At 38.2% G+C, this 12,627-nt stretch carries 9 protein-coding genes; all 9 read left to right on the top strand.

All coding sequences use genetic code 11. The features are described 5' to 3' along the window. The first annotated feature begins 17 nt into the window (after positions 1-17). Positions 18-383 (top strand): hypothetical protein, encoded by a 366-nt coding sequence (locus tag OL444_RS23890; RefSeq protein ID WP_264729317.1) that lies wholly within the window; start codon positions 18-20, stop codon positions 381-383. After that, on the top strand, positions 377-661 hold the full coding sequence (locus OL444_RS23885; RefSeq protein ID WP_264729318.1) for a hypothetical protein: 285 nt from the start codon (positions 377-379) through the stop codon (positions 659-661). Before OL444_RS23890 ends, OL444_RS23885 begins: the two co-directional genes overlap by 7 nt. Before the next feature lie 201 nt (positions 662-862). After that, positions 863-1,429, top strand: a complete 567-nt coding sequence (locus tag OL444_RS23880) for a hypothetical protein (RefSeq protein WP_264729319.1) — start codon at positions 863-865, stop codon at positions 1,427-1,429. 129 nt (positions 1,430-1,558) lie between these two features. After that, a complete protein-coding gene (locus OL444_RS23875) occupies positions 1,559-4,627 on the top strand; it encodes a hypothetical protein (protein ID WP_264729320.1) in 3,069 nt (1,022 codons plus the stop codon). A 38-nt stretch (positions 4,628-4,665) separates the two neighbouring features. After that, the gene (locus OL444_RS23870) at positions 4,666-7,530 is read left to right on the top strand and encodes a hypothetical protein (RefSeq protein WP_264729321.1); all 2,865 of its coding nucleotides are present in this window, start codon (positions 4,666-4,668) and stop codon (positions 7,528-7,530) included. After that, on the top strand, positions 7,530-8,894 hold the full coding sequence (locus OL444_RS23865) for a hypothetical protein (RefSeq protein ID WP_264729322.1): 1,365 nt from the start codon (positions 7,530-7,532) through the stop codon (positions 8,892-8,894). The genes OL444_RS23870 and OL444_RS23865 overlap by 1 nt, the downstream gene beginning before the upstream one ends. Next, positions 8,882-9,706 carry a hypothetical protein gene (locus OL444_RS23860; protein WP_264729323.1) on the top strand — a complete coding sequence of 275 codons (825 nt, stop codon included), beginning with the start codon at positions 8,882-8,884 and terminating at the stop codon, positions 9,704-9,706. Before OL444_RS23865 ends, OL444_RS23860 begins: the two co-directional genes overlap by 13 nt. Positions 9,707-9,708: 2 nt before the next feature. Beyond that, positions 9,709-11,700 carry a hypothetical protein gene (locus OL444_RS23855; protein WP_264729324.1) on the top strand — a complete coding sequence of 664 codons (1,992 nt, stop codon included), beginning with the start codon at positions 9,709-9,711 and terminating at the stop codon, positions 11,698-11,700. Beyond that, the gene (locus tag OL444_RS23850) at positions 11,700-12,608 is read left to right on the top strand and encodes a hypothetical protein (protein WP_264729325.1); all 909 of its coding nucleotides are present in this window, start codon (positions 11,700-11,702) and stop codon (positions 12,606-12,608) included. The genes OL444_RS23855 and OL444_RS23850 overlap by 1 nt, the downstream gene beginning before the upstream one ends. The last annotated feature ends 19 nt before the right edge of the window (positions 12,609-12,627 follow it).

Raw genomic sequence — 12,627 nt, 5'->3', positions numbered from 1 at the left:
GTATATATCTTTGTTTCATGGCGATATTGAATGATTGTAGTGAAATATTTTACGCTGAACTCCCGGCCTGCGCTCCTTCCTTTACAGTGAAGCTGCCAGGCCTTTCGCCAAATACGGATTATCAGTGGTATATCACGGATAAGTTCGGCCATATTTATTCGGAAGCGGTTGCAACGGATGAGGAAGGAGCGTTTGTGATTTATGCAGACGATTTCCCGGATGGTTTTTTCAACCCTTTCATAGGATATCTGAAATTGGAAGTAAAGAGCAATGTTTACTACTGCATTCTGGAGACATTTGAGGTGTGCGGGCAGGAATATAGTCAGATATTTATTTTGTTCAAAGAGGGAGATATTCCAGCATTAATACCATGTATATGTTAGAAGCTATAGGTATAGGGACATTGTTCGTGTTGGGTGTATACGCAGCAATGGGAGAGGAAATGATTCTGCATTGGCTCAAACTGTTCCTTGAGCAACTGACAAACAACCGCATTCTCAAATACCTGCGGCCAGCATTGTATGAATGCCCTATTTGCATGTCTTCTTTCTGGGGAACAATAGCCTGGCTGCTGATGGGGTTCCATTTTTCGGAATTATGGGTTTTGTATGTTATAGCGGTTGCTGGAGTAAACTATTTGGTGGTTAATGCAATTTCATAGTAATGAAGGAATTATTGATAGGGAAGGGATGGATGATATTTTATGAGTGTCATTGTGGTGGGGTTCATCGGATTGAGTTTTCAGCTATTTCATTCCCTGGACTAGTAATAAAGATTTTGCCAGTAAAAAAAACATGGAAGGCATCAAAATCTGGTCGCAGAACTGCATCCGGTAATGATAATACACTAGAATTATTCTTAAATGAGCTTGCTTAGTATATTTAGAAAAAACAATGTTCCTAAAACAGGATATGTAGTAAAAGAAGCCTTTACTATAAAAGGAAGGGTTTTTTTTGAGATGGATGACCAATTTAACTTGCCTTATGAGAGAGGGGTGATATGTTTACGATATTACAACGAGTTTAATCAGCGTGTTACTCGCGAATATCTGCATGAGCATGTTAAGGCGGTTGATGAAATTCTTACATTCCATCCAGGAAAGAGTATAGATCTACTAAAATTGGCGTTGTTAAACAGGAATTTAAAAGACAGAATGCAATGGATAGTCGATGAGGATTTAGCATACAAACTTGCGTCGGTTGTTTTTTTTGACAAGAATGAAAATCCTGCAACATATGATACGAAGTATAACCAGGAAAAAATATCCTTCTGGAAAAAGGAGGCTTCCGCTAAGGAGTTTTTTTTTTCAGAGCCGCTTCGCAGATTGATTCCGTTTTTAAAAGATTTGGAGCCCAATTTGGAAACATATTTCGAAGTGACACGGGCATTGTCAAGCCAACACCAGAAAGACATTTCATCGATATTATAAACAAGTTAGAAGAGGACAGGGTTTTTCAAGAACTCGCATTGACTGGTGGGGACCATGCCCGTAGAAAAGAGCTGCAGAAGCTGACACTTTATGAATTTTATGAGGCGTTAAGCCATTTGCAGAAGAAACATGGCAGTAAAACCAATAATAATACCAATAGAGCCTGATGTAAGTTCTATTCCTAGTGCCATTGAGACAATTAGTGCTTTAGGCGGAGTAGATGAGGCTACTGCTAAAAAGTTTATCCAGTCAAACAAAGCTTTTGCTGAACAACAAAAGGTACTATCTGGATCCATCCCACAAATAGACAAGCTGATTGCTGCAATAAATGGTCTTACTGAAAGTATTGTAGGTGGGGCTCTTACTCAAAAAATAACTCAGTTAGGTACAGTAACCCAGAAAAGCGCTGATATAGCGTCCGGCTCCTCCACAAAAATAAATGAATTAACTGCCTCACTTTCCAGTTTGAAGGATAATGGAGATGTATCTGTTATTGAGGATAGCCTGACCGAAGTTGCGGATAGCATTTCTGATGTTGCTTCATCTGCTGATGTGCTTCATGCTTCATTTAGTGATTTTTCCAAGGACGCCCAAAAAGTTGATTTTACAAAATTATCTGTTGAGCAACTTGAAAAGACATTGGATGAGTTGATAAAAACTGAGGGGCTTCTTAAATCAGCTCAAAAATCAACATTAAATCCAGAACTAATAAAACAATATCAGGAAGGTCTGGAGTCAGTAACTCGTGATATAAATGAAGTTTCTCAATTACTGGATAATGCCAATGCAAATAAGTTTCTTCCACCAGTAGAAACAGTATCGAAATTTTCTGATAAAATTAAACAACTAACCAATCAGCTGAAAAACGTTTCTGCTGATAGCCCTGAATTTGATAAACTAAAAAAAGAACTTGATGCAACAAAAATATCTGCAGAAAGGCTTGAAAAGACAGCTGGATCACTTAGAGGGCAGCTCAGGCAATATAAGGAAACATTATCTCAATTAGAGGATGCTGGCTTGGAAAGTACAGAGGTTTTCCAAAACATGGCTGTTGCTGCTGGTAAGTTGGAGGATCAAATTGGTGATACGCAGGCTCGCATTAAGGCGTTAGCGTCTGATACATTTGCGTTTGATGCCGCTATACAAGGCGCGCAAGGTATAGCAGCGGCATTTTCGGTGGCGGAAGGTGCTACAGCTATATTAGGTGCAGAGGATGAGGATTTGCAAAAAGCTATCTTAGGAGTTAACTCAGCGATGGCGATATTGACCGGTCTGCAAGAAATTGAAAATACGCTCCAACAACAGACAGCAATTGTGACAGCCGTCGTACTCGCTCAGCAAAAATTAGCGATTGTTCAGACACAGTTACAAAGTGCTACAGAAAGCAGGAATATTATTATTAGGTATGCTGCAATTGCAGCACAGAAAGTACTAAATGCAGTTATGGCTGCAAATCCAGCAACCATTGTTTTAATAGGTATCGCTGCTTTAGCTACTGGTTTATTGGCACTTACTCATAGTTCTGATGATGCTGCTGAGGCATTAGAAGACTTGAATAAAGTTTTAGAGTTCCAGAATGAAATTATAAAAAGAAATGCGGAATCATATCAACAAAGTGCAGACTTATTATCAGCTCAGGCCAGGCAGGCCGGAGCACTTGAGTCTGAATTGTCTAGAATACAGCAGGATGCTAGGCGCCGGCAGGCAGAAGATTTAGCTGCAAATATTACTTTAAATCAGCTGAGATTTAAGAACGAAAAGCTTACTGGTGATCAAATAATTGCAATAAATAAGCAAATAGAAGAGGACACAAAGAGGCTGAATGAGCTAAATAATCAAGGTAAAATAGCAGCCCTACAGATTCAAAAACAAACACAAGACGAATCTTTGAAATCAGCTACAGCTTTTGCCGAAGCTAGGATTGCAAATGCTAAAAAAGATAGTGCAGCAGAAAGCAGCGCAATGATAGAAGCAATTAGAGCGCAGCAGAGGGAACAGTTATCACAGGAATCATTGACTGCGGGTGAAAGGCAAAAAATAGTGGCCGAGAATGAGGCTAAAATAAGACAAATTAACCAAGAATCAGCACTGAGGTCGCACAATGATAAAATTGCATTGGCACAGTCATTTGCGATTGTTCAGAGAGACTTGTTTAAAAAGCTTGAGGCCGAAACCTCTGTAATACTTCTGGAGGCAGAACGAGATAGGCTTGGAAAATCTAAAGAGCAGCAAACCTTAATAACGGCTCAGGCAAATGAAGCTGTTAGAAATTTAAGGTTGAATCTTTTCAAAGAATTAGAAACAGCAGAAGGCCTTCACGATGAAGTGTTGATAAGTGAACGAAGGGATAGTTTTGAAAAACAATTAAAGTTTGAACAAGACTTATTTAATGAAAAATCAAGGTTACGTAATGAAGGATTTGAAGCCGAAAAACAGAGACTATTAGATGAAAAGCTTTTAAGGGAGGAGTTAGATAGGCAGCGCCTACAGGCTGCTGCTTCTATTGCCAACTCTCTTGTGGAATTTTCAAAAAACAGGACAGATGCAGAAATAGCAGATTTGGACAACCAGTTGAAAAAAGGATTGATTTCGCAGGAACAATATGACCTTAAGGTCCGGGCTCTAAAAAGACGTCAAGCGCAACAGGATAAACAGGCTGCAATATTCCAAGCGACCATTGCGCAATCTTTAGCAGTTTTATCGGTTCTAAAAGACCAGACTATACCATTTGTCGCTAAGCCGGCATTTATTGCATTGATAATTGCACAAGCGGTAGCCCAGATTGCTGCGATTGCAAGTCGTCCATTGCCGGCATATGCTAAGGGTACCAAAAACGCCATCGGCGGAAATTCTATTGTTGCCGAGGAGGGGCCAGAACTGATTTATCAAAAAGGTAAATGGTCGTATGTAGATAAGCCTTCAATAGTTAATTTGGCCCGTGGGTCTAAGGTTATTACTGCACCAGAAACATCGAAGATATTAAGCAGGTATAATATACCCATGCCATACTTAGAAGGGCAAACAAATGAAACAATAAACGGGCATAAAATAGATTATCAAAAAATGGGTGCTATCATAGGGAATGAGATAGGTAAATTACCCTTAACATATAATTTTTTTGATCAAAATGGTTTTACGTCTCACCAGGCGTCCATTTTGAATAGAAGAGATTTCATAAAACACAGATACAAAAGCTAATGTGGAAATTCATCCTGACAAACAGAGAGGGCATTGATATGGAGATACAAGAGCCAGTAGATTGGTCCGATGTTACAATTGATATCACTCGTGATATGAATTGGCATGGTGTATTCTTTGGTTATACGTTTAATTCCCTTCAATTTGTTGGCCAGGGTGCTGAGGTTATTAAAGAAGAATGGGAAATGTATGGCTTCAATGGTGATATGGGTCTGCGGGTTTATTTTCAATGTTCAGAAGATTCTGAGTTTGATTTGTTTTACACTGGACGTCTACGATTCCCTGAATACAAAGATACATGTGGTGTAGAATGCTCAGTTATCATAGGGTTAGAAGATACAACGGATGTTATGTTATTGAGGAATAACTATGAACAACAGGTTAACCTTTTAAGTAACAAAGCGTTTGATCAAACTACTGTGCTCCAGGATTATCCTGGCCTAAACTTCAATATTGAAGTGCCAGCCAGGGGCCTGCTTCAAATAAGTGAAGGGAAAAATGAGCAAAATAGTAGCTTTGACTTACTAATTTATTCTCCATGGGGGAATATCTCACCAGCAGGTACTACCGGAACCGTACAAGGGAATATACTACCATATTTTACTGTGCAACCAAAAGTAGATATTAATTCCACCGATCTTCCAACTGGACCGAATTTTGACCCCAATGGGCGAATAGGGGATCCCAATATTCCTCCTCCCAATGCTTTTATATACATAAATCCGCAAGGTGATTTGAAATGTGTTTCAAATAGCGTGAAAATGCGTTTAAGAGTCAAAGGAAGTTTAGTTGATTCAACCTTCGCAAGTAGGGTTGTTGCTTTGACACTAAATGTTTATGCGGGACCGAGTCAATCAGATGGAGCATTTGTGTACCAGCAAAATTTAGTTGGATATGAAAGTAGCCAAGTGACGCATATAAATACATTCGATTATAGTGCAGATCTAACTATCAGTGTGCAGCCAAGTTACATTGTATGGGTATACATGTTTATTACGTACATAAAAACATCATCAGCCTCAATGCAGCAATTAACATTTGGAATTGATAAAGAAACAGAAGTTAGCTTTTCAACTGTTAACTCTTGCGAGGAGACAGAATCCAAGGTTTTCATGATAAATGAAGCGGCCAGTAGGGTTGTAGAGTCTATTACCAATAACAGGATAAAATTCTATAGTGAAACATTTGGTCGAATAGACTCGCAACCGTATGCAATTGCCAATAATCCCTGTCCGGGGTTATTTGCCATAACCAATGGTCTGAATATTAGAAGGAAGATGCTATCTGATGGTACCCAGCCAGGTCAATTCATATCATTAAAACAGCTGTTTGATCAACAGAAATCGTTATGGAATATTGGTATGGATGTTGAGCCCGACGTAAATCGGCCTGGTTATAATAGATTGCGTTTTGAGGATTGGAAGTATTTTTATCAGAATGGTGTGGGCATTTGGTTTAACCCTGCGAAAATAGATAGATCAGCAGATAACTCTAGAGCTTACAATAAATTAACTGTAGGTTACAACAAGTGGCAAGCAAATGAAACAACTGGACTGGATGAATATATGACAAAGCGTACCTATAGAATAGGTATTAATTCGATAACCAATGAACTATCATTGTCTACAGATATTATCTGCAGTCCATATACTATTGAAATAACAAGACGGCAGGATAAAACAACAGCGGACTACCAATATGATAATGACTCATTTGGATTTTGCTTGACGTTTGATAGCCCTGGCAACTATCATGTAACCCAGTTCTCTGAAAATGCATCAGGATATGAAAATATCATTGATCCTTCCACGAGTTACAATGCTTTGATAAGTCCATCAAGGCTAGCAATGAGATGGTTTAGTTATGTCATACAGGCATTGCGACAATTGCGTTCAGATTCAAAATTGATATTTTCATCAGGCGAAGCCAACTACATAGCGAAATATGCAACAAATGCCTGTAGTATAGAAGGAGGTGTCATTGGAGAATCAGATGATATTGAAATAGTGGATTTTGTAAATCTGGATGATGCAAAGCCTATTACTTTTCCTGAATTAATTACTTTTGATCATCCATTAAATTACAATTTATTCAAGAAAATAAAATCAGAATCCACATTAAGAAGAAAAGAGGTGGGTATTCGTTGCAACGGAAGGGAGGTTACAGGATGGATTAAATCAATAACATATAAACCTAATACCGGAGATGCGACTATTGTAGTTATACCAAAGAATGATATTCAGTTGCCAGCTCCACCTGAGCCTGAACCTTGTAATACTTCTGTAGTTGATATAGAAGTGGTGATAGATGCGAATAATAATGCAATAGTTGATTTTACAGATAGTACACCAGGTGCTGCTTATTGGGAATATGTATTGAATAAAGATGGGGCTACTGTTTTGAGTGGCGCAACGACTTCACATCCATTTACTATCAATGCACTTATTCCTGGGTCATACCAATTAATAGTAATCCCATATTGTGATAATGGGGAAGTGGGTATATATGGCGTGCAAACATTTGAAGTACCCGCTCCGCAGCTTACAATATTGTTGTATATGTCATGGTATGGTCCTTTCCAGCCAGGTGGTAACAAGACTGCAGTGATCCATGCAACACCCGTTGGCGGTATTTTTAACCAAAATATTTCTTTCAAGTTTGGCCAATGTTATTCTGGTGGATTCTGCAATGGATTCCCTGGGACGATAAATCCTAATCCTGTTCCACCGGATGGACACATTTCAGCGGTAAATGGGCAAAATATAGAATCAAGCTCCAAGGCTTATGGGGATACAAGTAGTACAGGATCCCTATTATCTGTAACCATTTATGATATTATTTCAGAATACGCTGTTATTATACAGAAGGGTGCTAATGAGACATGGACTTTAAATCAATTGTAATGATAATAGAATCTGCATATAACAGCTTTATACAATTTTCCGAACAGGGAAATGATTGTTCCGGCAACACAAGGCAAGCAAAGTTGCCTATTTGTGATAACTTTTCTATTAAATTTCAATTCAAGGTTAGTGATACAGATCTACTGCCAAGTACTACTCAATTTTACATGGGGATTTGTTCAGATGAATGCGACTTAATTTTGGACATAAATAAACCTGTACAGCCTATATGTCCAAGATACAAATTTATGGACGAATCAGGGGAAGTAGTAGCAGCTTATTTCCCTATTACCATCGCAGATTACACTCCTTCCGGTTCGCAGCCGAAGATCCCTGCTGGTACATACGATACTACTTCGTTTTTCGAAATATTAAGCAATTATTATGAAACAAGTATTTACAATTTTGATTTTTTTAGCTGCTGTGAAATGCCTGAGATATATGGTATTCCTGTTTTGTATAACGGAGAAGTTGTAACAAAGACAATTGGGATAGAATTATTTTATGGATATGGATATGTAGATTTTCCCACTGTTTCAATGTCAGGAGTTGTCTCGCCCGGAGAGTGTTTTAGGTATTGCATATTAGATGCCGCTAAACAGGCTATTGCATGCAGCAATTTGTTTTATCGCGAAACTGATAAATGCTACATGACCAAAGTAACATATTATAATGAGGAGAATGGATATGGGTTCAAGTATGTATCATATTTTGATGAGACAATCAAATTTACGGAGAATATGTTGTGGCTACCATTTTATCTTCGAAAGCCACAACGCATATCAACAGAAAATATTTATAGGAAATCAGATGGGGGCAAAGGGAGACTTTCCACTATAATAGACAAAGAGTGGGAGGGGTCGGTTGCTTATTTGAGTGAAGAGCAACATGATAGGTTGGTTGTAGCACTAAAGAGTGATATATTGACTATTGAAAATGCTTATAGTGGGGTCAATAGTAGGATGATTCAGCAGGGTGATTTGACTGTCGATTATGCCGACTTTAATACTGCCTTATCTCCTGCTACATTCAAAATACAGGACTTTAGCCACCATAACTTAAACAATAATTGTGGATTTAATTGTGGTGTAGAGGTAATAGAAGAATGTGATGGGAATATTTCAGAACCATGCCCTGAAAGATATCATGTTGAATTTCAGGTCCCCACACCTAAAATAGGTGTAGATGAAAGTATTTATCAAGATGATAACTTGAAAAACGTATCAATACTGGAGATTTACCGAGAGGGAATAATACAATATTCAGTTGGTGAAAATAGATTTTCTCACAATTCAACAACCGGCACAGTAATATTTGTACCGGCGGTTGGAGATAAAGAACGTATTGCGATATGGGTGGTGTGATGATGATTGCCTTAGGACACGAGAACTACCTGAAAATGGCAGTTAATTTGGCTGCATCTATTAAAGCAAATGACAATTGCCTTATTCATCTGGTGCATGATGGGGGATATTTTAACTTAGGAAGAGAGGAAGCAAGTTTGTTCAACTCTCAGCAAAAGTATCACCATGGTGATAAGAAAGATTTTATTAAAAGCAAAACAGAGTTATATGAGTTGTCTCCATTTGACAAGACATTATATTTGGATGTTGACATGATATTCCTTGTAAATAAAAAAGTAAGTGACCTGTTTTCTACTCTTTCAGGTGTAGATTTTGCTATAATGAATCAAGGGCAGGAGGAGAAGTGTTTATGGGCTGATCCTGCAGAGGTTAGAAAAGTTACTGGCGATACTCATCCTATGTATGTGTTTTATAGTGAGTGCTTGTACTTTGAAAAGAATCAAAAGACAAAGGACTTTTTCAGGAAAGTAAAGTCTGCATACAGTAGGCCAAAGATTAAAACTATGCCATTCGCTGGTTCTCATATGCCTGATGAATTGGCATTTATTATTGCAAGCTTACAGACCGGCATGCTTCCTCATCAGGAAAATTGGTTGCCAGTATACTGGTATCTTCGAGATAAGAAGTATCGCCATATGCAACCGTATGAACTTCCTTTTTATGCTTATAGTATAGGAGGAAATGTTGTACCAGAATATGGTAAGGCCCATTATAATAACCTAGTCAGTTATTACTCTAAAATAATGGGCATATCAGAACCATACAAAGTGCGTGATAAACGCAGCTACTTACCGGAAAGAGTAAAATACTAGCTATGCCGATTAATGTGACACCCGAAGTAATTGAAAACTACGTAAAGAGAAGAGCAAAGAATATTTCCTATGATGAGACAGTGGATCTTTATGAAAAATTAAGGGTTCATGCTGATGGAGATATGCCTAAGAACATTATCGAAGATAGAAGGCCATCAGAAAGTGAAAGGATTAAGGAATACCGGGAGAAAATATATGTGCCTATCACGGAACCAGTTATCAGTAAGGTTATCACCTCTCTATCAAAGATTAGAAGGTCAACAGATTGGTCTATTTCATACAATAATGAAAATATCCCTGCAATTGTAAGGCCAGAAGAAACGCTGCAGGAATATTGTGAGCATAACTACCCCTTTTTTAAAAGCGTTACGAACTGGGCATTTTCTGTACTTCTGAAAGCATTGCTAATTGATGCCAACGCAATACAGGCTTCCTGGCCAATTAACATGTTTGATGTAAGATCCACAGATTACAAAAAGCCATTTACTTACATTTTTAATTCGGATCAGGTGCTTGATTATCGAATGGACGATTACGCAGTTTTGCTTTCAACTGACACATATGCCTATATAGATAAAGATGGTACCTACAACCATGATGGTAAGGTTGTTTATTATGTAGATGCTCTTTTTGTTCAAAAGTGGGTGCAAATTGATAGGCTTGGGGGGATGTCAATGCAATTTGTATATGAACATGGGCTTGGATATGCACCCATTCGTCGTCTAGGTGGGGTGTTTTTCAAGGGAATGGGAGACAATTTCATTTACAAGTCCCGCATACAAAGCATGGTACCTCGTCTTGACGAAGCGGTAAGGATCTATTCAGACCTGCAGGCTGAAATTGTTCAACATGTCCATTCAGATAAATGGATTTTTTCGCAAACAGAATGCCGACATTGTAAGGGTAGCGGGAATATAACCAGAGGTTTGGACAAATGCTCATGTGACCAATGTAACGGAGTGGGATACATCCAAACATCGCCATACTCAAACATCGTACTAAGGCCACAAAATAATTTGGAGGGGGGATCTCCAATACCTACTCCGCCAGCTGGATACATTCAGAAAACTGATGTTGCTTTGATGGTAGACAGGATAGGCTCTTTAGTTAAAGATCAAATTAGAGAAGCACTTTCTGCTATTAATATGGAATTTCTTGCGGAAACACCATTGGGGCAAAGTGGTATAGCCAAAGAGGTAGATAAAGATGAGTTGAATAATTTCGTAAACTCCGTAGCAGAGGATTTAGTGGCAAACATGGACTGGAACTATATGATAATAAATGACTATCGATATATGGACTCTATTCCGAACAATTTCTTGAGAAAAAAGATGTTGCCAGGAATAGCGGTACCAGAAAGATTCGATTTGCTTTCATCTTCCTTCCTTCTGGCAGAAATAACCCAGGTTATTAAATCAGGGATCAATCCGGTTATTCTTAACCAGATGCAGATTGATTATGCAAATAAGAAGTTTTATACTAACACTGCTGTTAAAGACGAACTATTAAATGTATTTCTGTTAGATCCCTTTCCTAATGCCACAGAGGATGATAAAATGTCCAGATTGAGCAATAATGGTATAACACTCGAGGATTATGTTATTAGTTCAAATATACAGCAATTTGTTCGTCGAGCTATGCATGAGAATAAGTCGTTCCAATCTATGGATATAAAATCTAAAAAAAGCATCATTAATAAATATGCGAAGGAAGTCATCGTATCAAATAGTGCCAAAGAGGATATTAATAAGAGTCTTATGACCGGTGGGGCGGATGGAGCAACAGCTGGAGATCTTAAATATACAGTGGGTGGTCTAACTGGTATGATTGAAATAGCTAAAGCAGTTGCATCAGGATTGTACGATTTAGAGGCGGCAGTTGCTTTGATTGCTGATAGATTTGGAATATCCGAGGCGGAGGCTCGTAAACAGCTCGGTACGCCACAGGTTGAAAATTCCGAACAACAAATAGATAAAATAGCACAATTGACATAATGGCAACACCTTCTGAAATAATAAAGCAAATAAATGATCTCGTTGAAAAATCAGCTGAAACGTTCAATGGTAAGGTACCATTGCTGCAGCAAAAGGTTTTTGATGAAATTTCTGGCTTGTTAAAAGGCCTTGTTTTGAAAAACGGCAGGATACAGGCTAATATATCTAATGTTAGGTTGATTGGTATGATTGCTCGTAAACTACAGAAATTGATACTGGATGAAGGATACAAATCGGATGTAACTGAGTACATGAAGGCATTTAATGGTATTTCATCATTACAAAATGATTATTTCAAAGCGTTAAATAAAAGATACAAACCAACCAAGATGTTGGATGCTGTAAAAAAAGAGTCTATCAATAGCACATTGGACGCACTTACTGAGTCCGGGTTGAAATCAAATGTTATTGAACCCATAAAGAAAATTTTAACCCAAAGTATTACAACTGGAGGTAGTTACAAACAATTGCAGGAAACTTTACGCGTTAATCTTACTGATGATGATACTGGAGATGGTATTATGAGCAAGTATCTCAAAACTTATACAATAACTTCTGTATCCCAATATTCTCGGAATTATAGTCAAACAGCCAGTCAGGGGCTAAATTTCCAATGGTACAGATATACAGGAAGCAATATAAAGACAACTAGGTGCTTTTGCCTGGCGATGACTGAAAAAGAATTTTTTCATGTCAGCGAAATACCGGCATTGTTGGCGGGAGACTTTCCAGAATATAAGGCGAGGCACTGTGCTGTTTATGAAAAAACAGGACTGCCAGAAGGTATGATAAATGGTACAAATAGCTCTAACTTTATTACGCTAGCAGGTGGCTGGAATTGTCAGCATGGTATTTATCCAGTTCCAGACGCTTTTGTTCCTAAGGAATTACGGAATAAATATGTATAAAAATAAGGAGGCACACCCA

This window comes from Chitinophaga nivalis, assembly GCF_025989125.1.
GTDB lineage: Bacteria > Bacteroidota > Bacteroidia > Chitinophagales > Chitinophagaceae > Chitinophaga > Chitinophaga nivalis.
This window is presented reverse-complemented; position numbering and strand designations above follow the sequence as displayed.